General features: G+C 62.6%; 24 protein-coding genes and 1 other RNA gene. 17 read left to right on the top strand and 8 right to left on the bottom strand.

Translation table 11 applies throughout. From position 1 onward, the window contains the following. Positions 1-43: 43 nt before the first annotated feature. The gene (locus tag J2X54_RS21000; protein WP_229255401.1) at positions 44-610 is read right to left on the bottom strand and encodes a hypothetical protein; all 567 of its coding nucleotides are present in this window, start codon (positions 608-610) and stop codon (positions 44-46) included. 194 nt (positions 611-804) lie between these two features. On the opposite strand from J2X54_RS21000, the gene J2X54_RS20995 reads away from it, so the two are divergent. The 5 genes from J2X54_RS20995 (at position 805) to J2X54_RS20975 (ending at position 4,800) form a co-directional block, all read left to right on the top strand. Beyond that, complete coding sequence (locus J2X54_RS20995; RefSeq protein WP_310183276.1) at positions 805-1,701, top strand: 2-dehydro-3-deoxygalactonokinase; 897 nt, start codon at positions 805-807, stop codon at positions 1,699-1,701. A gap of 2 nt (positions 1,702-1,703) precedes the next feature. Further along, positions 1,704-2,324, top strand: coding sequence for a 2-dehydro-3-deoxy-6-phosphogalactonate aldolase (locus tag J2X54_RS20990; protein WP_056141042.1), 621 nt, complete (start codon positions 1,704-1,706; stop codon positions 2,322-2,324). A gap of 30 nt (positions 2,325-2,354) precedes the next feature. Continuing rightward, positions 2,355-3,236 carry an SMP-30/gluconolactonase/LRE family protein gene (locus J2X54_RS20985; RefSeq protein ID WP_310183272.1) on the top strand — a complete coding sequence of 294 codons (882 nt, stop codon included), beginning with the start codon at positions 2,355-2,357 and terminating at the stop codon, positions 3,234-3,236. 91 nt (positions 3,237-3,327) lie between these two features. Continuing rightward, the gene (locus tag J2X54_RS20980) at positions 3,328-4,311 is read left to right on the top strand and encodes a glycosyl hydrolase 53 family protein (RefSeq protein WP_310183270.1); all 984 of its coding nucleotides are present in this window, start codon (positions 3,328-3,330) and stop codon (positions 4,309-4,311) included. 63 nt (positions 4,312-4,374) lie between these two features. After that, positions 4,375-4,800 carry a hypothetical protein gene (locus J2X54_RS20975; protein WP_310183268.1) on the top strand — a complete coding sequence of 142 codons (426 nt, stop codon included), beginning with the start codon at positions 4,375-4,377 and terminating at the stop codon, positions 4,798-4,800. Between the two features lie 100 nt (positions 4,801-4,900). Here J2X54_RS20975 and groL read toward each other — a convergent pair whose 3' ends face one another. The 4 genes from groL to dgoD all read right to left on the bottom strand — a co-directional run bounded on the left by groL (position 4,901) and on the right by dgoD (position 8,679). Then, positions 4,901-6,550 (bottom strand): chaperonin GroEL, encoded by a 1,650-nt coding sequence (gene groL / locus J2X54_RS20970; RefSeq protein WP_070249532.1) that lies wholly within the window; start codon positions 6,548-6,550, stop codon positions 4,901-4,903. A 62-nt stretch (positions 6,551-6,612) separates the two neighbouring features. Further along, the gene (gene groES / locus J2X54_RS20965) at positions 6,613-6,903 is read right to left on the bottom strand and encodes a co-chaperone GroES (RefSeq protein ID WP_026637491.1); all 291 of its coding nucleotides are present in this window, start codon (positions 6,901-6,903) and stop codon (positions 6,613-6,615) included. A 219-nt stretch (positions 6,904-7,122) separates the two neighbouring features. Continuing rightward, on the bottom strand, positions 7,123-7,452 hold the full coding sequence (locus tag J2X54_RS20960) for a YnfA family protein (RefSeq protein ID WP_310183255.1): 330 nt from the start codon (positions 7,450-7,452) through the stop codon (positions 7,123-7,125). Positions 7,453-7,530: 78 nt separating this feature from the next. Then, positions 7,531-8,679 carry a galactonate dehydratase gene (gene dgoD, locus J2X54_RS20955; RefSeq protein WP_070249530.1) on the bottom strand — a complete coding sequence of 383 codons (1,149 nt, stop codon included), beginning with the start codon at positions 8,677-8,679 and terminating at the stop codon, positions 7,531-7,533. A gap of 198 nt (positions 8,680-8,877) precedes the next feature. Here dgoD and J2X54_RS20950 point away from each other — a divergent pair, with 198 nt between their 5' ends. From J2X54_RS20950 to J2X54_RS20915, 8 genes are all read left to right on the top strand, one after another. Beyond that, on the top strand, positions 8,878-9,792 hold the full coding sequence (locus J2X54_RS20950; RefSeq protein WP_310183253.1) for an SMP-30/gluconolactonase/LRE family protein: 915 nt from the start codon (positions 8,878-8,880) through the stop codon (positions 9,790-9,792). 106 nt (positions 9,793-9,898) lie between these two features. Beyond that, positions 9,899-10,858, top strand: coding sequence for a LysR substrate-binding domain-containing protein (locus J2X54_RS20945; protein WP_310183252.1), 960 nt, complete (start codon positions 9,899-9,901; stop codon positions 10,856-10,858). 259 nt (positions 10,859-11,117) lie between these two features. Beyond that, entirely contained in the window at positions 11,118-13,760 is a 2,643-nt protein-coding gene (locus tag J2X54_RS20940; RefSeq protein ID WP_070249527.1) for a TonB-dependent receptor, read from the top strand. A 208-nt stretch (positions 13,761-13,968) separates the two neighbouring features. Further along, positions 13,969-16,866 (top strand): beta-galactosidase GalA, encoded by a 2,898-nt coding sequence (galA, locus tag J2X54_RS20935; protein ID WP_310183326.1) that lies wholly within the window; start codon positions 13,969-13,971, stop codon positions 16,864-16,866. Between the two features lie 138 nt (positions 16,867-17,004). Next, on the top strand, positions 17,005-17,295 hold the full coding sequence (locus J2X54_RS20930) for a hypothetical protein (protein ID WP_070249525.1): 291 nt from the start codon (positions 17,005-17,007) through the stop codon (positions 17,293-17,295). After that, a complete protein-coding gene (locus tag J2X54_RS20925; RefSeq protein WP_070249524.1) occupies positions 17,292-17,603 on the top strand; it encodes a cell division protein ZapA in 312 nt (103 codons plus the stop codon). Before J2X54_RS20930 ends, J2X54_RS20925 begins: the two co-directional genes overlap by 4 nt. 55 nt (positions 17,604-17,658) lie before the next feature. After that, positions 17,659-17,837: non-coding RNA, 6S RNA (gene ssrS, locus J2X54_RS20920), on the top strand. A gap of 74 nt (positions 17,838-17,911) precedes the next feature. After that, positions 17,912-18,370, top strand: a complete 459-nt coding sequence (locus tag J2X54_RS20915) for an EVE domain-containing protein (protein ID WP_070249523.1) — start codon at positions 17,912-17,914, stop codon at positions 18,368-18,370. Positions 18,371-18,389: 19 nt separating this feature from the next. Here the strand turns inward: J2X54_RS20915 and lgt are convergent, their stop codons facing one another. Both lgt and J2X54_RS20905 read right to left on the bottom strand, forming a co-directional pair. Further along, on the bottom strand, positions 18,390-19,286 hold the full coding sequence (gene lgt, locus J2X54_RS20910; protein WP_070249522.1) for a prolipoprotein diacylglyceryl transferase: 897 nt from the start codon (positions 19,284-19,286) through the stop codon (positions 18,390-18,392). Further along, entirely contained in the window at positions 19,280-20,194 is a 915-nt protein-coding gene (locus J2X54_RS20905) for a LysR family transcriptional regulator (RefSeq protein ID WP_310183247.1), read from the bottom strand. Before J2X54_RS20905 ends, lgt begins: the two co-directional genes overlap by 7 nt. Positions 20,195-20,327: 133 nt before the next feature. On the opposite strand from J2X54_RS20905, the gene ilvD reads away from it, so the two are divergent. The 4 genes from ilvD to J2X54_RS20885 all read left to right on the top strand — a co-directional run bounded on the left by ilvD (position 20,328) and on the right by J2X54_RS20885 (position 23,434). Further along, the gene (gene ilvD, locus J2X54_RS20900; RefSeq protein ID WP_310183245.1) at positions 20,328-22,190 is read left to right on the top strand and encodes a dihydroxy-acid dehydratase; all 1,863 of its coding nucleotides are present in this window, start codon (positions 20,328-20,330) and stop codon (positions 22,188-22,190) included. 130 nt (positions 22,191-22,320) lie between these two features. Further along, entirely contained in the window at positions 22,321-22,533 is a 213-nt protein-coding gene (locus tag J2X54_RS20895) for a FitA-like ribbon-helix-helix domain-containing protein (RefSeq protein WP_310183244.1), read from the top strand. Between the two features lie 8 nt (positions 22,534-22,541). Next, on the top strand, positions 22,542-22,952 hold the full coding sequence (locus J2X54_RS20890) for a type II toxin-antitoxin system VapC family toxin (RefSeq protein WP_310183243.1): 411 nt from the start codon (positions 22,542-22,544) through the stop codon (positions 22,950-22,952). Between the two features lie 161 nt (positions 22,953-23,113). Further along, positions 23,114-23,434: a c-type cytochrome gene (locus tag J2X54_RS20885; RefSeq protein ID WP_070249517.1), complete on the top strand. Its 321-nt coding sequence runs from the start codon at positions 23,114-23,116 to the stop codon at positions 23,432-23,434. A 63-nt stretch (positions 23,435-23,497) separates the two neighbouring features. On the opposite strand, the gene J2X54_RS20880 is transcribed toward J2X54_RS20885, so the two are convergent. Next, a complete protein-coding gene (locus J2X54_RS20880; RefSeq protein WP_070249516.1) occupies positions 23,498-24,646 on the bottom strand; it encodes a branched-chain amino acid ABC transporter substrate-binding protein in 1,149 nt (382 codons plus the stop codon). Between the last annotated feature and the right edge of the window lie 8 nt (positions 24,647-24,654).

The following is a 24,654-nucleotide window of genomic DNA, read 5'->3' as shown; positions in this document are numbered from 1 at the left end:
TGCGGGGTCCGACCCCGGCCTGTCCGTGCGGGTTTAACGCAGCTTAACCGTCAACGCTGGTGCGCTTCTCCGGGTGCTTTTCACGGCGCCAGCGCGCCAAACTGATTATTTCATCGTTGGTGGCGTCTTCCACCAGGATTTCGTCGTCATTGGCCGAGACCAGGAAACTTTCCCACCGCAGCGCCGCGTCGGCGCTGTTTTCCACAAAGCTGAACTGGTAATAGGTTTTGCCCCGGTACTTGCGCGGCGCCGGATCGTATTCGATCAGCGCGCCTTTGACTTTGCCGTTCGAGGTTTTTTCCAGCATGGTGGACCAGGCGCGCAGTTCCGGCAATGCCAGCAAGGCGGCCGAGGCCTGGTCCTTGGTGCGCGTGACTTTCGGTTCGGCCGGCGCGGCCGGTTCGACCGCGACCGGTGGGCGTGGCGCCGGCTTGGCGGCGGGCGGCGCTACTGGTGGCGTGGGAGCGGGCTTGACGGGCGCAGGTTGCACAGGGACGGCAGGAGCGGGCTCAGGTGTCGAATTGCTAACGTACACGCCGACGCCGACCAGCACTGCGATGACAGCACCGGCAGCGAGCAACAGGCGGGGCGGGAAAGACGGAGAAGCCATATGGAATCGACAAAACTATTTTATAGATGGACATACTAAACCAAAGGCAACCATCGGGCAACGTTTGCGACTGGACAAGGCTACAGAGTACCGCATAAGCCTATACAATTTTGGTATTACTCCTATCTGATATTTCATTGGCGGCATCCCTGTCGATTCCGTAACATCTTGGCAGCATAGAAAAGGATTTCATCGTGGACAAGACCATACTCGGCGTTGACTGGGGTACCAGCAACCGGCGCGCCTACCTGATCGATCAACAAGCCAACTGCCTGGCCGAGTACGAGGATGACCAGGGCATGCTGGCCGTGGGCGGGCGCGAGCGCTTCGGCGCCTCGCTCGACGGCCTGCGCACCGCCATGGGCATCGACGCCACCGTCCCGGTGATCATGTCCGGCATGGTCGGCAGCGCCTCGGGCTGGCAGGAAGTGAACTACCTCGACGCCGCAGTACCACTGACCGAACTGCCGGCGCACCTGGCGCCGGTGGCGGAAGCGCCGTGGTCGGCCAACTGCCACATCGTGCCCGGCTACGCGTACCGGCGCGGCCCGTCGGCCGACGTCATGCGCGGCGAAGAAACCCAGTTGCTGGGCGCCGTGGTGCTGGGCCAGCGCGATGGCTGGCTGGTACTGCCCGGCACCCACAGCAAGTGGGTGCTGCTGCAGGACGGCGTGATCCAGTCGCTGTCCACGTACATGACCGGCGAATTGTTCGCCATGCTGTCCAAGGGCGGCACCTTGTCGTCGATGATGGGCGGCGACACCAGCGACGCTGCCGGTTTCGCGGCCGGCCTCGACCAGGCTGGCGTGGGCGAGCCGTTGTCCAACACCCTGTTCCGCGTACGGGCCTGCGTGGTCTCGCGCAGCGCCCCGGCCGAGCAGGCCGCCGCGTTTGTCAGCGGCTTGCTGATCGGCGCCGAATTTGCCGCCGCCGCCCGCAGCCTGCCTGCCGGCGGCACCATTACCGTGATCGGCTCACCGGCGCTGGCCAGGCGCTACGCCGTCGCCGCCCAGCACTTTGGCTTGCAATGCCAGGTGCTCGATCCCCACCGCGTGTATTGCACCGCGATTTCCCAATTCATCAAGGGCTGAACATGACTATTTCTCATCCAACCACGCCACTGGTCGCCATCCTGCGCGGCCTGCAACCTGCCGAGGCGGTCGATGTCGCCAAGGTGCTGTACAACGCCGGTTTCCGCGCGCTGGAAGTGCCGCTGAACCGTCCGGGCGCGCTCGAATGCATCGCTGCCATCGTCAAGCTCAACCTGCCGGATACCCTGGTCGGCGGCGGCACCATGCTCAGCGTGGCGCACGTGGAAGCCGTGTACGAAGCGGGCGGTCGCCTGCTGGTTTCCCCGAACTGCAACCCGGCCGCGATCCGTCGCGCTGCCGAACTGGGCATGTACTGCGCGCCCGGCGTGGCCACCCCGACCGAAGCGTTCGCCGCGCTCGACGCCGGCGCCCATGCGCTGAAACTGTTCCCGGCCGAGATGGTCGGCCACGGCGGCCTGAAGGCCATGCTCAGCGTGGTGCCGGCCGGCACCCCGATGTGGCCGGTGGGCGGCGTGACGCCCGAGACCATGGCCGGCTGGAAAAAAGCCGGCGCCACCGGTTTCGGTATCGGCGGCGCGTTGTTTACGCCGGGCGTATCGCTGGAAGAACTGGGCGAGCGCGCAGCAGCGTTCGTCAATGCCTGGCGCGCACTGGCGGCCTGATCTACTAAAAATACAACGGAGACAAAAACGATGAGCAAGCACGACGTGCAATGCCTGTGGGACCTGGGTGCGCAACTGGGCGAAGGCCCGCTGTGGGTGGCCGAGCAACAACGCCTGTATTTCGTCGACCTGAAAAGCAAGACCTTGCACGCGTTCGACACCGAGACCGGCCAGCGCCACGCCTGGGAAATGCCGGACTACGTCTGCTGGCTCATCGCGCGCGCCGACGGCGACGGCTTCATGGCCGGCCTGCGCCATGGCATCGCCCGCGTGTGGCTCGAGCCTGAATTGCGCATCGACTACATCGCCCATCCGTTCGCCCCCGGCAGCGACCTGCGCCTGAACGACGCCAAGGTCGACAGCGCCGGCCGCATCTGGGCCGGCTCCATGCACAACACCGACTACGCGCAAGCGGTCGGCGCGCTGTTCCTGCTCGACAAGGACCTGTCGCTGACGGTGGCCGATGCCGGCTACCACATCTGCAACGGCCCGACCTTCAGCCTCGACGGCGCTACCATGTTCCACACCGACAGTTTCGAAGGCCGGATTTACGCCTACCCGCTGGCGGCCGACGCCACCTTGGGCGAGCCGCGCGTGTGGCGCCAGTTTGCCGAAGGCGAAGGTTCGCCCGACGGCATGACGGTCGATAGCGAAGGCTGCGTGTGGGTGGCGCAGTGGGGCGGCGGCCGCGTATGCCGCTACTCGCCCGATGGCGACCTGCTCGACACCATCCGCGTGCCGGTGCGCAACCCGGCGTCGTGCACGTTTGGCGGCCCGGACTTCAAGACCCTGTTCATCACCACCGCCAGCGAAGACAACACGCCCGAGCAGCTGAAGGAATTCCCGCTGACCGGTGGTTTGTTCGCGGTGCGCGTGGACGTGGCCGGCATTCCGGCGGCACGCTTCGGCTAGCCGCAGACCAACCCGCACAGCTGTACCCCACACAAACCGTCGACGAGCGGTTGGGGGCAGGGCGTAACCTAAAAAAGACACTGGAGACAACATGACATTCAAGAAAATGCTTGCCGCATTCTGCGGCATGGCGCTGACCTTTGCCGCCTCGACCAGCGTGGCACAAAGCTTCGCCAACGGCGCCGACGTGGGCTGGGTCAGCCAGCAGGAATCGGCCGGCTACTCGTTCTACAACAGCAGCGGCGTCAAGACCGATCCGTTCGTGCTGCTGAAAAACCTCAATATCAACGCGATTCGCCTGCGCGTGTGGGCCAAGCCGGGCTGGAACGACGGCGCCGACGTGCTGTACAAGGCCAAGCGCACTGCCGCCCAGGGCCAGCGCATCATGATCGACTTCCACTACAGCGACAGCTGGGCCGATCCGGGCCAGCAAACCAAGCCGGCCGCCTGGGCCAACCATTCGCTGGCGCAACTCAATACCGACGTCTACTCCCATACCCGCGATACCCTCAACTACCTCAAGTCGAACGGCATCAACGTCGAGTGGGTACAGGTCGGTAACGAGATCAACAGCGGCATGTTGTGGCCGGAAGGGAAGACCACCAGTTTCGCCAACCTGGCAGGCCTGATCAACAGCGGCTACAACGCCTCCAAGTCCGTGTACCCGAACGCCAAGGTGATCCTGCACCTGGCCAACGGCTACGACAACGCGGTATTCCGCTGGTTCTTCGATGGCGTGAAAGGTGCGGGCGCCAAGTGGGACGTGATCGGCATGTCGCACTACCCGCCACCAGCGGACTGGACCAACTACAACAATAAAATCTCGATCAACATGAAGGACATGGTCGCGCGTTACGCCAAGCCGGTGATGGTGACCGAGGTGGGCATGGACTGGACGCAAGCGGCCACGTCCAAGGCCATGGTGGCCGACCTGCTGACCAAGACCAAGGCGCTCGGTTCGAACGGCCTGGGCGTGTTCTATTGGGAGCCGCAGGCGTATCCGGGCTGGCAAAACTACACGTTTGGCGCCCTGGACGGCAGCGGCAAATTCACGATCGCGCTCGATCCGTTTTAAGGCTGGATTGCGGGGCGGTGAAAATCAGCGGACAATGCGTCGTTTGAATCTCCTGGACGCAGCATGAAAAAAAATCCTCCCCGCTACCTGCACCTGGCGCCCGAAGCCGAACTGCCGGTGCTCGACGCGCTGGAAAACTTCAAGGCCGTGCTGGTGGTCGATGTCGATGTGCTGGAAACGGTGCGCTGGGACATCAGCCGCTGGCTGGTCGAGTCGGGCAGCAAGTACGTGATGGTGTGGGGCAAAGACGCCGAACAATGGCGCGAGTCGATCGACGACGCCCACCTGGAGGCGACCAACTACGAAGACCTGGACGACGCCGACGTGCTGATCACCACCTCGCACGAAGACGACGACCTGTCCGAAGCCTTCTGGTTCGCCCAGCACCGCGCCAGCCACCCCGCCCACGAACTGCACGACACCCTGATCGTCCATATCGCCGAGGCCCCGCGCCGCGAGGAAATCGAGGACGAGTTCCACGACGCATAAACTTTTGCGGCAGACGCGAAAAAGCCCGCGCAAGCTCGATGCTTGCGCGGGCTTTTTTTATTGGCGAGTCAGGCTCCACAGAGCCTGACCGGCCGGCACATTACATCATGCCGTCCATACCACCCATACCGCCCATGCCACCCATACCGCCCATGCCGGCAGCCGATTTGTCGTCAGCCGATTCAGCGATCATGCAGTCGGTGGTCAGCATCAGGCCGGCGATCGAGGCTGCATTTTGCAGTGCCGAACGGGTTACTTTTGCTGGATCCAGAACACCCATTTCGACCATGTCGCCGTAGGTGCCGTTGGCGGCGTTGTAGCCGTAGTTGCCGGTGCCGGCCAGAACTGCTGCAACAACGACCGAAGCTTCTTCGCCGGCGTTTTGCACGATCATGCGCAGTGGCTCTTCCATCGCGCGCAGCACGATCTTGATACCTGCGTCCTGGTCAGGGTTGTCGCCTTTCAGGCCGGCAACCATGGCGCGGGCGCGCAGCAGGGCCACGCCACCGCCGGCAACGATGCCTTCTTCCACGGCAGCGCGGGTAGCGTGCAGTGCATCTTCAACGCGGGCTTTTTTCTCTTTCATTTCGACTTCGGTGGCAGCGCCAACCTTGATCACGGCAACACCGCCAGCCAGCTTGGCCACGCGCTCTTGCAGTTTTTCACGGTCGTAGTCCGAGGTCGCTTCTTCGATCTGCACGCGGATTTGCTTGACGCGGCCTTCGATCGCAGCGGCTTGACCAGCACCGTCGATGACGATGGTGTTTTCTTTGCCCACTTCGATGCGCTTGGCTTGGCCCAGCTCTTCCAGGGTGATCTTTTCCAGGGTCAGGCCGACTTCTTCAGCTACAACCTGGCCGCCGGTCAGGATGGCGATGTCTTCCAGCATGGCTTTACGACGGTCGCCGAAGCCTGGAGCTTTCACAGCAACGGTTTTCAGGATGCCGCGGATGTTGTTGACCACCAGGGTCGCCAGTGCTTCGCCTTCGATGTCTTCTGCGATGATCAGCAGTGGACGGCCGGCTTTTGCAACTTGTTCCAGTACGGGCAGCAGGTCACGGATGTTCGAGATTTTTTTGTCGCACAGCAGCACGAACGGGCTTTCCAGGGCAGCGACTTGCTTTTCCTGGTTGTTGATGAAGTATGGCGACAGGTAGCCGCGGTCGAATTGCATACCTTCAACGATGTCGAGCTCGTCGTTCAGCGACTTGCCGTCTTCCACGGTGATCACGCCTTCTTTGCCGACTTTTTCCATCGCTTCAGCGATGCGCTCGCCGATCGACGAATCCGAGTTGGCCGAGATCGCGCCAACCTGGGCGATTTCTTTGGTGGTGGTGGTTGGCTTGGCGATTTTTTTCAGTTCTTCGACGGTGGCAGCGACTGCTTTGTCGATGCCGCGCTTGAGGTCCATCGGGTTCATGCCGGCGGCAACGAACTTCATGCCTTCGCGCACGATAGCCTGGGCCAGAACGGTCGCGGTGGTGGTACCGTCGCCGGCGTTGTCGCTGGTGCGGGAAGCAACTTCCTTGACCATTTGCGCGCCCATGTTTTGCAGCTTGTCTTTCAGTTCAACTTCTTTTGCTACCGATACGCCGTCCTTGGTGACGGTTGGCGCGCCGAACGAGCGCTCCAGTACCACGTTGCGGCCTTTAGGGCCCAGGGTGACTTTAACGGCGTTGGCCAGAATGTTGACGCCTTCTACCATTTTGGCGCGCGCTGCGTCGCCGAAGATAACTTCTTTAGCTGCCATGTTTATTACTCCTGTGAGGTGTTAAGTTGCGAGTCGTGGACCAGTGATTGCAAAAGCGCAAATTACTTGGTGACGATCGCCATGATGTCTTCTTCGCGCATGACCATCAGTTCCTGGCCGTCGATCTTGACGGTCTGGCCGGCGTATTTGCCGAACAGGACGCGGTCGCCTACTTTGACATCCAGAGGACGGACTTTGCCGTCTTCCAGGATCTTGCCATTGCCAACGGCGAGGACTTCGCCTTGATCCGGTTTTTCAGCAGCCGCATCAGGGATGATCAGGCCGGATGCAGTCTTGGTTTCCTGGTCGAGACGTTTGACGATAACGCGATCGTTCAAAGGGCGAAGGTTCATACAAAACTCCTTAATTAACAATGGTACAGTTGGTTGCCGTTTCAACCACGTAAGGTGATTGCCGCAGCGGAAAGTTGGATGAGAGCGCTTGTTAGCACTCTCTCATAACGAGTGCCAATTATAGGGACGACATCCCTGTATTTCAAGGCACAAGGTTTGTGAAAACGCAAAAAAGCAGTGTTCTGATGGGAAAGAGGCAACAGAATCCGGCGATATCGGCTAAGTCGGCGGCTGTAAGGCGATCACGGCCATGCCGGCTAGGGCCAGGCCGGCGCCTGCCATGTCGTAGCGGGTGAGCGCCACGCCGTCCACCAATCTGAGCCACAGCAGCGCGACGGCAATGTAGGCGCCGCCATAGGCCGCGTAGGTGCGGGCGGCGCCGGTGGGATGCAGGGTCAGCAGCCAGGCGAACAGGGCCAGCGACAGGGCTGCAGGTAACAGCAGCCACGGCGACTTGTCCTGGCGCAGGACCAGCCAAGGCAGGTAGCAGCCGACGATTTCGGCGATGGCGGTGACGAAGAAGAGGGCGGTGAGCTTGATGAAATCCATGCGGCCATGATACCGGGCCGTCGGCGCGGTCCGGTATAAAAAAAGCCGGCGATCACGCCGGCTTTCATTGTTACCGCATCACCATTCGGCGACGCTGCCATCCTTGTGGCGCCAGACCGGGTTGCGCCAGTCGCCGGCGTTCTTGCTGGCGGCGATCACGCGTTCTTCGTCCACTTCCACGCCCAGGCCAGGTTTGCGCAGCGGGGCGCAGTAGCCGTCGACGATCTTGAAGTCGTCCTTGTTGATCACGTAGTCGAGCAGCTCGCCACCCTTGTTGTAGTGGATGCCCATGCTTTGCTCTTGCAGCACGGCGTTGTACGACACGAAGTCCACCGCCAGGCACGAGGCCAGGGCGACCGGACCAAGCGGGCAGTGCGGCGCCAGCGTGATGTCGTAGGCTTCGGCCATCGAGGCGATCTTCAGGCACTCGGTAATACCGCCGGCATGCGACAGGTCTGGCTGCACGATGGACAGGCCACCGGCCGCGAACACGTTCTTGAACTCGAAGCGCGAGTACATGCGCTCGCCGGCTGCCAGCGGGATCGAGGTCATCTCGGCCAGGCGCGGGTAGTACTCGGCTTGCTCGGCCAGGACCGGCTCTTCCACGAACAGCGGACGGAACTGTTCCAGTTCGCGCAGCAGGGTCTTGGCCATTGGCGCGGCCACGCGGCCGTGGAAGTCCAGGCCGAATTCGATGGTATTGCCGAACGCTTCGCGGATTTCCGCCACGCGGCGCACCGCTTCATCGACCGCAGCCGAGGTGTCTAGCAGGCCCAGCTCTTCGGTGCCGTTCATCTTGAAGGTGTCGAAGCCGCCTTCTTTCAGTTTGCTGATCTGTTCGATGATGTCGGCAGGACGGTCGCCGCCTACCCAGCTGTACATTTTCATGCGGTCGCGCACCAGGCCGCCCAGCAGTTCGTACACGGGCTGGCCCAGGACCTTGCCCTTGATGTCCCACAGCGCCTGGTCGATACCGGCGATCGCGCTCATCAGGATGGCGCCGCCACGGTAGAAGCCGGCGCGGTACATGGTTTGCCACAGGTCGTTGATGCGCGACGGATCCTGGCCGATCAAGTACGGCTCCATTTCCTGGACGGCCGTTTCCACGGTGCGGGCGCGGCCTTCGATGACCGGTTCGCCCCAGCCGACGACACCTTCATCGGTTTCGATTTTCAGCAGCATCCAGCGCGGTGGAACACGGTAGGTCGTCAGTTTGGTGATTTTCATAGGGGTGAGGAATGAGAGTAAGTTCAATGAACAGCACACAGTCTAAAACGACGCCCCGCTACACAAATATGATTAATTCGCCACAAACCATATCATTATCGAATACCAGAAATAAACCAGCCTGCTATCTGATATCAAGATAGCTGATAGTTATTTTTTTATATCTATTGCGCGTCGGCCGCGCTTACACTCGGCGTCATGCTAGACATCTCCACGCCTTCCAACGCCACGACCGCTGCCATCCTGTTGCAGCGCGGTGGCCGCGCCGGCCGTGCGCTGTGCTGGGACGCCGCCGGCCAGTGCTGGCGCTGGTCCGATCCGCTGGCCGGCCAGCTGTACGCGTGGCCGGCCGCTGCTGCTGCATCCATCACCGCCGCCACAGCCTGCACCGTGCGCGTGTCCGAAGGCGCGTGCACGCTGGAAGCCTGCAGGTCCGGGCGCTGGCTGCTGGGTCAGGGCAAGCGGCTGGGGCTGATCGAGTTGCCGCCGGCCGGCAGCGTGACCCGGCCGCTGCAGGCGCAAGTGCTGTTGACGGTGGACGCGGCCGAGCCGCGCACGGCAATCAGCGACGGCTGCACCGACCGTGCCGGCAATTTTGTCTTCGGCACCGCCAACACCGCCAGCGACCAGCGCCCGATCGGCAGCTTTTACCAGTATTCGCAGCGCCACGGCCTGCGCCGGCTGGCGCTGCCGGCGGTGGTGCGCGCGGCCGGCATCGCTTTCAGTGCCGACGGCGCCCGCATGGTGTTTGCCGATGGTCGCCGCATCCTGCACTGTACCTATGATGCCGGTCGCGCCAGGGTGGGCAAGGTCGCCACGCTGGCCGAGGCTGACCTCGACGTGGGGGCGATCGTGATCGACAGCGCCAACTGCCTGTGGAGCCTCCAGGGCAGCGAGCTGGTGCATTACGATGCTGGCGGCGCCGTGCTGCGCCGGATCGTGCTCGCGGGTGACGCGCCAGCGTCGCTGGCGTTCGGCGGTGACAGCCTCGACCGCTTGCTGTTGCTGGGCCGGGGCGGCGGCTTGTACGGCTTGCCTGACGGCTCGCTCGGTGCGGCCACCGCTGGTGTCGCCGAGACGCTGTTCGACGACACTGCGCCAGTGGCCGGGTAGGGCATGAGGCCGGCCTGCGCCAGCGTCGGCAACAGGCTGGCCACTATGATGCAAAGAATGCAAGCCGCGCGTGCTCTACCTTTCGGGCAGTATAATAATCGCCAATATGACTGATTCCCGCTCCGATCGCTTTGTCCGCTCCCACCTGAAGACCCGCCACCTGGTATTGCTGGTGGAGCTCGGCCGTCACGGTTCCATCGCGCACGCGGCGCAAGCCGCCAACCTGACCCAGCCCGGCGCCTCCAAGTTGCTGGGCGAGCTAGAGCACGCGCTCGGGGTACAGCTGTTCGAGCGCCTGTCGCGCGGCGTGGCGCCTACCTGGTATGGCAAGGTGCTGATCCGCCGCGCCGGCGCTGCGCTGGCCGAGATGGACGCGGCGCACCAGGAAGTGATGGAGCTGCTGTCGGGCCTGCGCGGACGGGTCGGCATCGGCTCGGTGCTGGCGCCGGCCACCTCGCTGGTGCCCAAGGCCATCAACCTGCTCAAGTCGCGCCATGCGCGCGTGCACGTGTCGGTCAAGATGTCCACCAGCAAAGTGCTGGTGGAGCGCCTGCGCAGTGGCGAGCTCGACCTTGTCGTCGGCCGCATCCTCGACACCGCCGCCGCCGACGAACTGCATTTCGAACCACTCACCGACGAGCCGCACCTCCTGATCGCGCGCAGCGACCATCCGCTGGCGGGCCGCAACGACTTGCAGCTGGAAGAACTGGTGCGCCAATGCTGGGTACTGCCGCCAGCCGGCAGCATCCTGCGCGATCGCCTGACCGCCTTGTTCCTGTCGCACGGCCTCGAGCAGCCGGCCGAAACCGTCGAGACGCAAGACTTGCCGGTAGTGGCTAGCCTGTTGATGAACAGCGACATGATCGTTGCGCTGCCGGCCGAAGCGGTGCAGGCCTACCTGCAAACCGGGCTGATGGCAATCCTGCCGTTCGACCTCGGTGTGAGCATGGATTCGTTCGGCATCATCACGCGCAAGCGCCATCAACTCTCTCCGGGCGCCGACGCCATGCTGCTGGCGCTGCGCGACACCGCCACCACCATGTATCCCCACTACAGCAAGCCCTGAAGTCAGCGGCGTTTGACGACGACTCACCGGTGGGCGCGAGCAGAGCCTAGGAGCAGTTGTCGTACTTGCACGCTGTGGTTTTTACACACAATAGACATACTGTTTACGCTTCTTGTATGTCTGATATACGAACTTGATATGGGCCAACGTCAATAAGCTATTGGCCTGCCAACTTCGGTTTCGATAGCATCCCGTCTTACCCGTCCGATGTGGTTCAAAGATCAGAGACGGAGCTACACAGACACTGGAGATGCACATAATGAAACACAAGAAAATGAGCCTGCTGATCGCAACCTTGTTCAGCACCCCGTTGATGGCGCAACAGGCGTTCGCGCAAGAAGCACAGGCAGCACAAGCAGCGGCACCGGCGGCGCAGGCAGCAACCCCGGCAGCGCCGGTCGCCGGCGAAATCCAGCAAGTCAACGTGACCGGCATCCGTGCTTCGGTACGCAATGCGCTGGCCGTCAAGGAGGCTTCCAACAGCATGGTGGAAGTGATCGCGTCGGAAGACATCGGCAAACTGCCGGATACCACTATCGCCGAGTCGCTGGCACGCCTGCCAGGTCTGTCGTCGGGTCTTGATCGCGGTAATGCTTCGCAGATCGTTGCGCGTGGCATGGGCCCGCGCTTTATCGGCGCCACCCTGAATGGCCGCGAACTGGCCTCGTCGGAGCCGGATCGTGCCGTGCGCTTCGAGCAGTTCCCGTCGGAGTCGATCAGCGGCGCCACCGTCTACAAGACCCAGAACGCTGACCTGGTCGAAGGCGGCATCGCCACCTCGATCGATCTGCAAACCGTCTCGCCGTTGAAGTACAACGGTCGCCAGCTGAACTTCAAGGCCGATGTCCTGCACTACAACATCGCCAAGGACATCGCTGGCGCGGACAAGAACAAGCCACGCGTGGGCGGGATCTGGATTGACCAGTTCCTCGACAAGACCCTGGGCGCCGCCATCGCTTTCAGCTACCAGGACCAGCCCTCGGTGCAGAAGAACGTGCGCCACTGGGGCTTCAACGAAAACAATTCTGTCGACATGAACGGCGACGGCAACGTCGACAAGACCCCGTGGGGCTTCCAGGACGACGTGCGCCGCGGCAGCAACAAGCGCAGCAGCGTGTTGGGCAAGGTAGAGTACAAGCCAAACAGCGACGTCCTGATCACCGCCGATACCTACTATGCGCGTACCAAGATCGACGAAGCGCAGATGCAGCACTGGACCGGCGACCTCGGTAACTGGGATGGCGGCAACTCCAACAACTTCAGCAACCTCGATATCCGTAACGGCTACGTGGCCGGCGGCACCGTCAACTGGAACCGCGTCATCAACAACGACGCACACTGGATCCAGGACGCCAGCGTGTCCGCCAGCGGCCTGAACGCCAAGGTCAACGTCGGCGAGTGGAAAGTCGAAACCGACCTGTCGACCTCGCACGCGCTGCGCAGCAGCCAGTGGCGCGACCTGCGTCAGAATTCGCTGAGCTCGATTCCAGTGTCGGTCAACTGGTCGTTCACCGGCAATGAGCGTCAGCAGTACAGCTTTGGCGGCATTGACACCGGCAACCCGGCCAACTTCGAAGCGCCGACCCTGTACGTCGATACCGACGGCCACGTGAAGGATCTGCTGAACGCCGCGTCGGTCACCGCTGCGCGTCCGATCGAAAACAGCATCGTCAGCCGCATCAAGGTTGGCGTGCGCGCTACCGACCGCGAGAAGAGCTACCGCCAGACCACCTGGCAGTTGGCCCAGCAGAACGCGATTCCTGCTTCGGCCTACGAGACCGTCAACGTCGCCGGCTTCCCGTCGTACTTCGTGCTCAAGGATTTCTACGGCACCATCGGCAACGCCTTCGGTCCGGATGCGTTCAATCCGAACGGCAAAGTCGGTACTGCCGACCAGGTACGCAACGACCAGCTTGCTGGATGGCGCGTCAAGGAACGCAGCACCTCGGCCTTCGTCCAGGGTGATCTCGACGGCGAAGCATTTGGCAAAACCTACCGCGGCAACGTGGGCGTGCGCCTGGTGCACACCAAGACCGACAGCTACGGCATGGGTTCGATCAACGGTTCCACCCCTTCAGCGGTCGAGCAGGGCACGTCGTACACCGAGATCCTGCCTAGCCTGAACCTGATCTTCAACCTCGACGAAGCCCAGGAACATCAAGTGCGCTTTGGCCTGGCCCGTGCCATGTCGCGTCCGCCACTCGATGAACTGCGCGCCTCGCGCAACCTGAGCCAGGCAGGCACCAGCCAGCCGCAAACCGGTTCGGCCGGCAACCCGGACCTGAAACCGATGATGGCCAACCAGGTCGACCTGGCATACCAGTGGTACTTCCAGAAGGGTTCGCTCGTTTCCGTCGGTGGCTTCTACAAGCAACTGCAGCGCTACATCGCCATCACCCAGAGCGACAACATCACCCGTTCGGTCAACGGCGAAGGCGGCAACATTCGTGGCGTGGAACTGGTCTACCAGCAAGCGTTCACCGGCCTGCCAGCACCGTTCGACGGGCTCGGTATCGCCAGCAACTACGCTTACACCGCCAGCACCGTGCGTGAACAGGTACCAGTTGGCAATCCGTTCCCGATCGAAGGCCTGATGCGTAACAACGGCGGCGTGACCCTGTGGTACGAAAAAGCCGGCTACGAAGCGCGCATCTCGGCCAACCATCACAGCTCGTTCGTGCGTAATCCGAGCTGGAGCGCTGGCCAGTTGCTGGTCAACGAAGCGGAAACCTTCGTCACCCTGAACCTGGCCAAGCAGATCACGCCCAACGTGCAGGTGCGCTTCGGCATCGACAACCTGACCAACCAGAAGGCGGTCTACACCAGCGCCAACAACCCGCTGCAACAGGAAGTGACCGAGTTTGGCCGCCGCTTCAACCTGGGCCTGTCCTTCAAGCTGTAAATTTTCCGTTGTACCTTTGTTTTATCGTGGTTTGCGGAGCAGTGCTTAACGGTGCTGCTCCGTTTTTTTTAGCCCAATTCGGGGTCAGTGCCGACATTCGGACATTTTTGAACTTATTCTTTGAAGTACGCTTCAACGAAAAAGTTCCGTGATGTCCGAATGTCGGCACTGACCCCAAAGTTTTCTCAGGGAGTCTGACTTGAACACGATGCCTTGCTGGCGGCGCTTGTGCGCTGCCGTCCTGCTGCTGGCCGCCACTGCTGTCGCACACACTGCCGCGCATGCTGCCGCACCGATCAAACCCCATATTGCCGACGCCACCGTCAAGGCCGGGCGCGAGCGCCTGTCGCTCGATCGCGGCTGGCTGTTCCACCTCGGCGACGTGCGCCAGGCGCCGATTGTCGGCCACGAGGAATCGTATAGCAACGCCAAGGCCGGCAATGCGCCTGGCGCGGCCGGCGCCGAATTCGACGACTCCGACTGGCGCCGCCTCGATCTGCCGCACGACTGGGCCGTCGAAGGCCCGTTCGACCCGAAAGCCAATATCTCGCAGGGCTACCGGCCGCGCGGCATCGGCTGGTATCGGCGCTATTTGCAGGTCGATCCGGCCGACCGTGGCCGCCACTTCGAGCTGCAGTTCGATGCGATCGCCACCCACGCCACCGTGTACGTCAACGGCAACGTGGTCAACCGCAACTGGTCCGGCTACAACGCCAGCAATATCGACATCACGCCTTACCTGACCTACGGTGACGCGCTCAACACCATCTCGATCCGCGTCGATGCGGAAGCGATGGAGGGCTGGTGGTACGAGGGCGCCGGCATGTACCGCCACGCGTGGCTGGTCAAGCGCGCGCCGGTGCACGTGGCTACCGATGGCGTGTATGCCGTGCCCCGACCTGACAAATCCGGCAAGGGCAAGGAATGGAGCCTGCCGGTGGAAGTGACGCTCAATAACAGCGGCAAGAAGGCGTCCGACGTGACGGTGGAAGTGACCGTGTTCGACCCGGCCGGCAAGCAGGTGGGCCGCCAGGTGGCCAAGGCCAGCGTGGGCGTGCTGAAAGACGCCACCGTCAAGCTGCCGTTCAGGATCAGCGATCCGGCGCTGTGGTCGATCGCCAGGACCAACTTGTACAAGGTGGTGACGCGCGTGCTGGAAAACGGCAAGGCGCAGGATGAAGTGGCGCTGCACACGGGCTTTCGCACCATCCGCTTCGATGCGCAGCAGGGCTTCTTCCTCAACGGCGAACATTTGAAACTGCAAGGCGTGTGCATCCACCAGGATCACGCCGGCGTTGGCGTTGCGATTCCCGACTCGGTATGGGAGTATCGCCTGCGCCGCCTGAAGGAACTGGGCGTGAACGCGATCCGCTTCTCGCACAATGCACCGGCGGCCGAAGTGCTCGACATGGTCGATCGCATGGGCTTCGTGGTGATGGACGAGAACCGCAATTTCAATCCGTCGCCCGACTACATGAAGCAGCTCGAGTGGATGGTGCGGCGCGACCGCCACCACCCCGGCATCATCCTGTGGTCGGTGTTCAATGAAGAGCCGGTGCAGGGCTCGGAAGTCGGTTACGAAATGGTGCGCCGCATGGCTGCCGCCGTCAAATCGCTCGACGATACGCGTCCGGTCACCGCTGCCATGAACGGCGGCTTCTTCAGCGACCTCAACGTGGCGCACGCGGTGGACGTGGTGGGCGCCAACTACCAGGTGCCCGACTACGACCGCTTCCATAAGGCGTATCCGACGGTGCCGTTCACCAGCTCGGAAGACACGTCCGCGTTCATGACGCGCGGCGTGTTCAAGACCGACAAGGACAAGAACCAGATCGCCAGCTACGACGACCTGGCCGACGCCGCGCAGTGGGGCAATACCCACCGCGACGCGTGGGAGGCGATCGCCAAGCGGCCGTTCGTGGCCGGCGGCTTTGTCTGGACCGGCTTCGATTATCGCGGTGAGCCAACCCCCAACGAGTGGCCATCGGTCAGCTCGGTGTTCGGCATCATGGACCTGAACGGCTTCCCGAAAAACGCCTACTACATCCACCAGGCGCAATGGATCAAGGACCGCCCGCTGATCCACATCGCGCCGCACTGGAACTGGGCCGGCAGCGAAGGCAAGAACATCCGCGTGATGGTGATGGCCAATGTCGAACGCATCGAACTGCGGTTGAACGGCAAACAGCTGGGCGAGCAAAAGGCCGATCCGTTCCGCATGAACTATTTCAATGTCGCCTACGCGCCGGGCAAGCTCGAAGCCATCGGCTACAACGGCGGCAAGGAAGTGGTGCGCACGGCGGTGGAAACTACGGGTGAGCCGGTGGCGCTGGAACTGGTCCCGGACCGCCAGGACCTGGCCGGCGATGGCCGCGACGCGATGCCCATCACGGTGCGCGCGCTCGATGCCCAAGGCCGCGCGGTGCCGCTGGCCGATCCGGTGGTCACCTTCAAGGTAACCGGAGGCGGGCGCTCGATCGGCCATGGCAATGGCGACCCGACCTCGCACGAGGACGAGAAGGGCGCCACCCGGCGCCTGTTCAACGGCCTGGCGCAGCTGATCGTGCAGACCAGCTACGACGCCACGCAGCCCGTCACGGTGGAAGCGAGCGCACCGGGCCTGAAGGTGGCCACGGTGACGATTCCCGTCAAGGCCGTGGCGGCGGTGCCGTTCGTGGCCAGCGCCGACGCGCCGCTGACGTTCGTGCGCACCTGGCGCGTGGCGCCGCCGGGCGACACGCGGCCGAACCCGAACCAGAAGATCGACAGCTTCGACATGAACACCTGGGGCTGGGGCCAGCCGCCGATGTGGGGCGCGGCAGGCAGCAAGTTCAACCTGTACCGGTCGAGCTTCACGCCGCGCAAGAACCTCGCCGACGGCAATGGCCTGATCCGATTCGCCGGCATCAAGGGCCGCGCGGAGGTCTGGATCAACGGCAAGCTGGTGGGCAAGAAGGACAGCTTTGCCGCCGCACCGCTCGACCTGGAACTGCCAGCCGGGACCGGCAAGCGCGAGATCAGCGTGATCGTCGAAGCCGAGCCGGGGCAGGGCGGCGCCCAGGGCAGTGGCATCACGGGCAACGTCACCATCGAGCCGAAGAAATAAGCTCAAAAAGTAACAAAAGTCACAGATTTGCGCGCCGAATGTCTGGCGCGCAAATAGTTAACTTGCGTTTTACTTAAAATTCGGGGCCGGACACGTGATTCGGTTGACGGCACCCCGCGCCCTGCCTATAGTGGCGGGATGATTTCAGACTTCCAAGAACTATCCGACAAGATCGACCAGCTGGCCGAGATGACCAATGCTTTGCGCCGCGAAAACGCCCAGTTGCGTCAGGCCAATGCCGCCCTCGTGGTGGAAAACATGGGATATCAACGCCGCCTGAGCGAGGCCGCCGACCGCGTGCAGGCGCTGCTGGTGCACGTGCCATCGCTGGTGCCCGAGCCGGTGCCGGAGGACGAGGAAGCCGAAGCAACCGAACTGGCAGCTGGCGACGCCATTGCACCTGCCGCACAACATGAGGAAGTACGATGATCGAGCTCGACGTCACCATCATGGGCCAATCGTACCGCCTGATGTGCAAGGCCGACGAAGAGCGCGCCTTGCGCGAAGCGTCCGTCATGCTCGACAAAAAAATGACCGGCATCCGCGCGTCGGGCCGGGTCAAGGGCAACGACCGTATCGCGGTCATGGCAGCGCTGAGCGTGGCGGCGGAATTCCTGTCGATCAAGGCGCCGCAAGGCCCGTTGTCCGACATGTCCATCCTCGAAGTGCAGACCAAGATCGCCGCCATGCACAAGGTGTTGGATACCGCACTCACGCCGCAAGAAGCACTGTTTTAACCGCTTTTTAAGCATCAAACTCCTTCCTTTGCGGCGGACAAAAGAGTAAACTGGCGTCACCCTGCAGTGTTCGTGAATGTCATATATTCCTTGAACCATTTGTTTGCACCGGTCGTGGGATTTTGTTTGGTGGGCGTGAGCATCGCTTGTTCGATGAACCCGAAATTGAACTAACCGTGACCACCTGAGCCATTAGGTTCGGGATGCCGGCATAACGGCACAAGCGGGGTACTCATTCAGGATTTAATTCCTTAAAAAGCGGTTGGCATGAAAATGTCCAGCCGCTTTTTTTCGTCCGGAGACGATGTATGCAATATTGGCTGATGAAGTCCGAACCCGACGACGTGAGCATCGACGATCTCATGGCGTCACCGAACCACACCACCGCCTGGTATGGGGTGCGCAACTACCAGGCGCGCAACTTCATGCGCGACCAGATGCAGCCAGGGGATGGGGTGCTGTTCTATCACTCGAGCTGCCCGCAGCCCGGCATTGCCGGCCTGGCGGTAATCGCCAGCGGCCCGTACCCGGACGCCTCGCAGTTCGATCCCAACAGCCATTATCACGATCCCAAGGCCACGCAGGAGCAGCCGCGCTGGATTTCGATCGATGTGCAGGGCACGCAGAAGACGCGGCTACTGCCATTGGCCGAGATGCGGAGCATCGCGGCGCTGGAAGACATGCTGGTGCTGCAAAAGGGCAGCCGCCTGTCCATCACGCCGGTCACGCCGGCGCAATGGAAGGCGATTGTGACATTGTTGGCTTGATCCCTGCCACCCCTACAACCTATGGGGTCGGACCCCGTACGGGGTCCGACCCCGGTTTGCTTTGCGGGTTGATCGTCGGTGCCGTACCACGCTGGCGTACCTTGTAGGCCCACACCAGCATGGCAATCGCCGCCACCACCATCGGCAGCGACAGCACCTGGCCCGACGTGATCGGCATGCCCAGGAACGTGGTTTCCCAGTCCGGCGTGCGGAAGTACTCGGTAAAGAACCGCGCGCAGCCATACAGCAGCGTGTAGAACGCGCCGACCGCCAGGCGTGGCCGCTCCTTGCGCGCATACAGCCACAGGATGATGAACACCAGCAGGCCGTCGATCAGCATCTGGTAGATTGGCGACGGATGGCGCAGGCCTTGCAGGAACACCGGGTTCGGATGCAGCGGGAACGAATTATCCGGCCAGAGCATGGCCCATGGCAGCGACTGGTCGGCCACGACGCGGCCCGGCAGTTCGGCGTTGATGAAGTTGCCCATGCGGCCGGCGGCGTAGCCGAGCGGCACCAGCGGCGCGATGAAGTCGTACACGTCGAGGATGTTGCGCCCCGACTTGCGCGCCCACAGCGACATGGCGATCAGCACGCCGATAAAGCCGCCGTGGAACGACATGCCGCCGTGCCACACCTTGAAGATCTCGATCGGGTTGGAAAAATACTTGACCGGCTCGTAGAACAGCACTTCGCCCAGGCGCCCGCCGATGACCACGCCCAGCATGCCGTAGAACAGCATGTCGTCGAGGTCTTCCTTGCGCCACAGCTGGGCGGCAATGTGCGGCTGCCTGATGCGCACGCGGCCGAGCGCAATGAACAGCGCAAACGCCAGGACGTACATCAGGCCATACCAGTGGATCGCGACCGGCCCCAGTTGGAGGGCGACCGGATCGGGCATCGGGTGGATCAGCATAGGGCGGTTTTCCTTACTTCTTTTCTTAATAATTCCAAAAAGCCGCGCAGCACGGGCGAGGCATTGTCGCGTCGCCAGGCCAGTCCGGTTTCGACCAGCGGCGTGGTGTGGGCCAGCGCACGGTATTCTACTCCGGGACGCATCAGGTTGGAGACCGACTGCGGCACCAGCGCCATGCCCATGCCGGCCGACACCAGGCCGACGATGGTCTGCATCTGGATCGCCTGCTGGCCGATTTCGGGCGTGACGCCGGCGTCGCGAAACACCGACAGGATGGCGTCGTACAGGCCCGGCGAGATGGCGCGCGGGAAGATGATCAGCGGCAGTGCCGGCAACGCGTTCAAGGCCGCCTTGCCGCGCTTCTTCAGTGCCGGCAGGCCGGTGGGCACGGCCAGCACCAGCGGCTCGCGCAGCACCGGCAGATAATCGAGCTCGGTGCGGGCCTTGTCGGGCAGCGGCGGGATCAACAGGCCCGCGTCGATGCGGTTGTGCAGCAGGTCGTCGAGCTGCAGGTCCGACGTGGCTTCCTGCAAGGTGATCTGCACCTGCGGGTAGGCGGCGCGGTAGGCGCGCAGAAAGGGCGGCAGCACGCTGTAGTCGGCCGAGGAGACAAAGGCCAGGGTCAGGCGCCCGACTTCGCCGGCGGCCGCGCGCTGCACCAGTTGCGGCAGCTCCTGGGCTTGCGCCAGCATCCGGCGCGCCTCGGGCAGCAGCGCACTGCCGGCTGGCGTGAGCGTAACGCCGCGGCGGTTACGCTCGAATACCGGGGCACCCAGCAGCTCTTCCAGCGCCTGGATCGTCTGCGACAGCGGCGGCTGCGTCATGTGCAGGCGCAGCGCGGCGCGGCCGAAGTGCAGCTCCTCGGCTACGGTGACGAAATAGCGTAACTGACGCAGTTCCACATTCATATGTATTTCTATTCAAATTATGGTCTGTGATAGTTTATACGACTCACAGCCGCGACAATCTTATATTTGACAGGTCAGCAGGGCCAAGGCACTCTGTCGTGCTACGTTGCCGCCTTATCTTTGGAGATCCATCATGCCAGTCTATCGTTCCCGCACCACCACCCACGGCCGCAACATGGCCGGCGCGCGCGCCCTGTGGCGCGCCACCGGCATGAAGGACGGCGACTTCGACAAGCCGATCATCGCGGTCGTCAACTCCTTCACCCAGTTCGTGCCCGGCCATGTGCACCTGAAGGACCTGGGCCAGCTGGTGGCGCGCGAGATCGAAAAAGCCGGTGGCGTTGCGAAAGAATTCAACACCATCGCGGTCGATGACGGCATCGCCATGGGCCACGGCGGCATGTTGTACTCGCTGCCGTCGCGCGACCTGATCGCCGACTCGGTCGAGTACATGGTCAACGCCCACTGCGCCGATGCGATGGTGTGCATCTCCAACTGCGACAAGATCACCCCGGGCATGCTGATGGCTGCCATGCGCATCAACATTCCCGTGGTGTTCGTCTCCGGCGGCCCGATGGAAGCCGGCAAGGTGGTCAAGGTGGTCAATGGCGGCCAGAAGATCATCAAGCTCGACCTGGTGGACGCCATGATCAAGGCCGGCGACGACACCGTCTCCGACGCCGATGTCGCCGAAATCGAACGCTCGGCCTGTCCGACCTGCGGTTCGTGCTCGGGGATGTTTACCGCCAACTCGATGAACTGCCTGACCGAGGCGCTGGGCCTGTCCCTGCCCGGTAACGGCACGGTGCTGGCCACGCACTCGGACCGCGAGCAGCTGTTCCTGCGCGCCGGCCGCCTGATCGTGGACCTGGCGCGCCGCCACTACGAGCAGGACGATTACTCGATCCTGCCGCGTACCATCGCCAACAAGGCCACGTTCGAAAACGCCATGGCGCTCGACGTCTCGATGGGCGGCTCCACCAACACCGTGCTGCACCTGCTGGCAGCTGCGCACGAAGCGGGCGTGGACTTCACCATGGCCGACATCGACCGCATCTCGCGCAAGGTGCCCTGCCTGTGCAAGGTCGCGCCGATGACCGACAAGTACCACATCGAAGACGTGCACCGCGCCGGCGGCATCATCTCGATTTTAGGCGAACTGGCGCGCGGCGGCCTGCTCGACACCACCCGTCCGACCATCCACGCGCCCACCATGGCCGACGCCATCGAACGCAACGACATCAAGCGCAGCGACGACCCGGCCGTGCACCAGCTGTTCCGCGCAGCGCCCGGCGGCGTGCCCACGCAGACGGCGTTCTCGCAGTCCGAGCGCTTCGCCTCGCTGGACCTGGATCGCAGCACCGGCTGCATCCGCGACAAGGAACACGCGTACTCGCAGGACGGCGGCCTGGCCGTGTTGTACGGTAACCTGGCACTGAACGGCTGCATCGTCAAAACCGCCGGCGTCGATGAGAGCATCCTCAAGTTCAGCGGCAAGGCGCGCGTGTTCGAGAGCCAGGACGACGCAGTGGCCGCCATCCTCGGCGACACCGTGCACGCCGGCGACGTGGTCATCATCCGCTACGAAGGCCCGAAAGGCGGCCCCGGCATGCAGGAGATGTTGTACCCGACCTCGTACATCAAGTCGAAAGGCCTGGGCAAGTCGTGCGCGCTGCTGACCGACGGTCGCTTCTCCGGTGGTTCATCGGGCCTGGTGATCGGCCACGCGTCGCCGGAAGCGGCCGAAGGCGGCGCCATCGGCCTGGTGGAAGAGGGCGACATGATCGACATCGACATCCCCAACCGCACCATCAACCTGCGCATCACCGACGCCGAACTGGCCGCGCGCCGCGCCACTATGGAAGCGAAAGGCGACGCCGCCTGGCAACCGGTCGACCGCGAGCGCTACGTCTCGCAGGCGCTGCAAGCCTACGCCGCACTGACCACCTCGGCCGACCGCGGCGCGGTGCGCGATTTATCGCAACTGAAGCGCTAAGTTCGCTCTGGCTCACTTCCGTAGCGATACCGCCGCAGCGCCTTGCTGCGGCGGTTTCTCGATTGGCCGCGCTTGCATCGTCCGCGTGACAGGCCTAAGATGGCTTATCACTCGCAACGAGGGAGGCACCATGACAACCAAACTGATCATCCACGATGTGGATGAAAACCTCGCACTGGGATTGAAACGCCGGGCCGCTGCCAACGGCCGCAGCACCGAAGCCGAACACCGCGAAATCCTGAAGTCCGCATTGCAAAGGCCACGACGCCGGCCATTTCTTGAAGTACTGGCCAGCATGCCTGATGTGGGTCGCGATGATGATTTCGAGGTGCGCGGCGCGTAGGCCTGGCGATGTATCTCGTCGACACCAACGTCATCAGTGAAGCACGTAAGGGCGCCAGAGCCAATCCAGGCGTTCTGAGCTTTTTCGCCGGCGACCAGTCTATCGATTGCTATCTCAGCGTGCAGACGATGGGAGAACTGAGGCGTGGTATCGAAAATATCCGCAAGCGCGGCGATCACCCGCAAGCAAGACGACTTGACGCGTGGCTGGCGCTTGTCTCGCACGACTACGCCGACCGAGTACTGGGTTTTGATGACGAGTGCGCGCAGATCTGGGGTTATTTGATGTCGCCCGACCCCAGTCATCCGATCGACAAGCAAATCGCTGCTATCGCACTGAGCTACGACCTGGAGGTCGTCACACGCAATGTCCGCGACTTCTCGGCAACCGGTGTCAAATTGTTCAATCCGTTTTATTGAAGCCAGTGCCAAAACTCGAATGTTATTGCTCTGATCATTGATTGGTTAGAAGATCCTCTCGTTAGTCTCGGTCAACCATGGCGCCAACTTGCGCGTTAAATTCTGAAGAGAAAAAACACTGTAAAATGTCACGGGAATTCGCAGCTTAACTGGAGAGATTTATGAAACGCAATTTGATGATGGTGGGTGTACTGGTCGCTTCGGCGTTCGCATCGCAAGTAGCGATGGCCGATGCCGGTTCGGATCTGGCCAAGGCGAAAAACTGCATGGCTTGCCACGCGGTCGCCACCAAGCTGGTCGGTCCTGCCTACAAGGATGTGGCCGCCAAATACGCGGGCCAGAAAGATGCCGAATCCAAGCTCGTCACCAAGGTGATGAAGGGTGGTTCGGGTACCTGGGGCGCGATCCCGATGCCAGCCAATCCACAGGTGAACGAGGCGGAAGCCCGCACCCTGGTGAAATGGGTGCTGGCGCAAAAGTAAGCGCTTTTGCGTCGCCCGCTTCTGCTCTACAAATAACAAACGCGCCCGAGGGCGCGTTTTGTTTTACTTGACCACTTCCACCTTGGTCTTCTTGCCATCCTTGTAGGTGAACAAGGTCAGCGCGCCGTCCTTGATGTCGCCGAACTGGTCGAACGCAATCAGGCCCGTCACGCCCTGGTAGTTGATCTTCTGCAGCAATGGCAGGTACTTGGCCGGCTGCGATGATTTGGCTTCCTGCATGGCCGCTGCCATGGTCATCACGGCGTCGTACACGTACGGCGCGTACAGCTGGACGTCGCTGTTGTATTTTTTCTTGTAGCGGGCCACGAAGTCGTCGAGATTCTTTTGCTCGGCTGGCGTGACGCCGCCCGCTTCGGCGCAGTACACCACGCCGTTGACGGCAGCCGCACCGGCCAGCTTGGGCAGCGCCTCGGTACACACGCCGTCGCCGCCCATGTACTTGGCGGTAATGCCCAGCGCCTTCATCTGGCGCAGCAGCGGGCCGCCCACCGAGTCCATGCCGCCGAAGAAGACCAGGTCTGGGCCCTTGCCACGGATCGAGGTGAGGATGGCGTTGAAGTCGGTGGCCTTGTCGGTGGTGAATTCCTTGGCGACGATCTGCACGCCCGGCAAGGCCTTCTTGGCGCCCTTGATGAACTCGTTGGCCACGCCCTGGCCGTAGGCCGTGCGGTCGTCGATCACGGCGATTTTTTTTGCGCCCAGCTTGCCTACCGCGTATGCGCCCAGGGTGCCGCCGAGCTTGGCGTCGTTGGCGACCACGCGGAACGCCGATTTGAAGCCTTGCTGGGTGTACTTGGTCTGGGTGGTGGCAGGCGAGATTTGCGGGATGCCGGCGTCGTAATAAATCTTGGACGCGGGGATCGAGGTGCCGGAATTGAGGTGGCCGATCACGCCGTTCACCTTGGCATCGACCAGCTTTTGCGCCACCGCCGTGCCCTGCTTGGGATCGGCGCCGTCGTCCTCCAGCATCAGCACGAACTTGACCGGCTTGCCGTCGATCTTGATGCCCTTGGCGTTCAAATCCTCGATCGCCATGTTGGCGCCGTTTTCATTGTCCTTGCCGAGGTGGGCCGAAGGACCCGAGACCGGGCCGACGTGGCCGATCTTGATGATTTCCTGGGCGCTGGCGCTGCCCGCGCTGGCAAACGCCAGGGCGATGGCAAGGGGAATGCATTGAGCCTTGAACTGCATTGTCATTC

Source organism: Duganella sp. 3397 (assembly GCF_031456625.1).
GTDB lineage: Bacteria > Pseudomonadota > Gammaproteobacteria > Burkholderiales > Burkholderiaceae_D > Rugamonas > Rugamonas phyllosphaerae.
The sequence above is the reverse complement of the archived record's forward strand: the minus strand, read 5'-3'. Positions and strand labels throughout refer to the sequence as shown.

Bases quoted from the DNA above. Each gene is read 5' to 3' on its own strand.
- J2X54_RS21000 (WP_229255401.1), bottom strand. From the start codon at position 610: ATGGCTTCTCCGTCTTTCCCGCCCCGCCTGTTGCTCGCTGCCGGTGCT.
- J2X54_RS20990 (WP_056141042.1), top strand. From the start codon at position 1,704: ATGACTATTTCTCATCCAACCACGCCACTGGTCGCCATCCTGCGCGGC.
- J2X54_RS20985 (WP_310183272.1), top strand. From the start codon at position 2,355: ATGAGCAAGCACGACGTGCAATGCCTGTGGGACCTGGGTGCGCAACTG.
- J2X54_RS20980 (WP_310183270.1), top strand. From the start codon at position 3,328: ATGACATTCAAGAAAATGCTTGCCGCATTCTGCGGCATGGCGCTGACC.
- J2X54_RS20975 (WP_310183268.1), top strand. From the start codon at position 4,375: ATGAAAAAAAATCCTCCCCGCTACCTGCACCTGGCGCCCGAAGCCGAA.
- groL (WP_070249532.1), bottom strand. From the start codon at position 6,550: ATGGCAGCTAAAGAAGTTATCTTCGGCGACGCAGCGCGCGCCAAAATG.
- groES (WP_026637491.1), bottom strand. From the start codon at position 6,903: ATGAACCTTCGCCCTTTGAACGATCGCGTTATCGTCAAACGTCTCGAC.
- J2X54_RS20960 (WP_310183255.1), bottom strand. From the start codon at position 7,452: ATGGATTTCATCAAGCTCACCGCCCTCTTCTTCGTCACCGCCATCGCC.
- dgoD (WP_070249530.1), bottom strand. From the start codon at position 8,679: ATGAAAATCACCAAACTGACGACCTACCGTGTTCCACCGCGCTGGATG.
- J2X54_RS20950 (WP_310183253.1), top strand. From the start codon at position 8,878: ATGCTAGACATCTCCACGCCTTCCAACGCCACGACCGCTGCCATCCTG.
- J2X54_RS20945 (WP_310183252.1), top strand. From the start codon at position 9,899: ATGACTGATTCCCGCTCCGATCGCTTTGTCCGCTCCCACCTGAAGACC.
- J2X54_RS20940 (WP_070249527.1), top strand. From the start codon at position 11,118: ATGAAACACAAGAAAATGAGCCTGCTGATCGCAACCTTGTTCAGCACC.
- galA (WP_310183326.1), top strand. From the start codon at position 13,969: ATGCCTTGCTGGCGGCGCTTGTGCGCTGCCGTCCTGCTGCTGGCCGCC.
- J2X54_RS20930 (WP_070249525.1), top strand. From the start codon at position 17,005: ATGATTTCAGACTTCCAAGAACTATCCGACAAGATCGACCAGCTGGCC.
- J2X54_RS20925 (WP_070249524.1), top strand. From the start codon at position 17,292: ATGATCGAGCTCGACGTCACCATCATGGGCCAATCGTACCGCCTGATG.
- J2X54_RS20915 (WP_070249523.1), top strand. From the start codon at position 17,912: ATGCAATATTGGCTGATGAAGTCCGAACCCGACGACGTGAGCATCGAC.
- lgt (WP_070249522.1), bottom strand. From the start codon at position 19,286: ATGCTGATCCACCCGATGCCCGATCCGGTCGCCCTCCAACTGGGGCCG.
- J2X54_RS20905 (WP_310183247.1), bottom strand. From the start codon at position 20,194: ATGAATGTGGAACTGCGTCAGTTACGCTATTTCGTCACCGTAGCCGAG.
- ilvD (WP_310183245.1), top strand. From the start codon at position 20,328: ATGCCAGTCTATCGTTCCCGCACCACCACCCACGGCCGCAACATGGCC.
- J2X54_RS20895 (WP_310183244.1), top strand. From the start codon at position 22,321: ATGACAACCAAACTGATCATCCACGATGTGGATGAAAACCTCGCACTG.
- J2X54_RS20890 (WP_310183243.1), top strand. From the start codon at position 22,542: ATGTATCTCGTCGACACCAACGTCATCAGTGAAGCACGTAAGGGCGCC.
- J2X54_RS20885 (WP_070249517.1), top strand. From the start codon at position 23,114: ATGAAACGCAATTTGATGATGGTGGGTGTACTGGTCGCTTCGGCGTTC.
- J2X54_RS20880 (WP_070249516.1), bottom strand. From the start codon at position 24,646: ATGCAGTTCAAGGCTCAATGCATTCCCCTTGCCATCGCCCTGGCGTTT.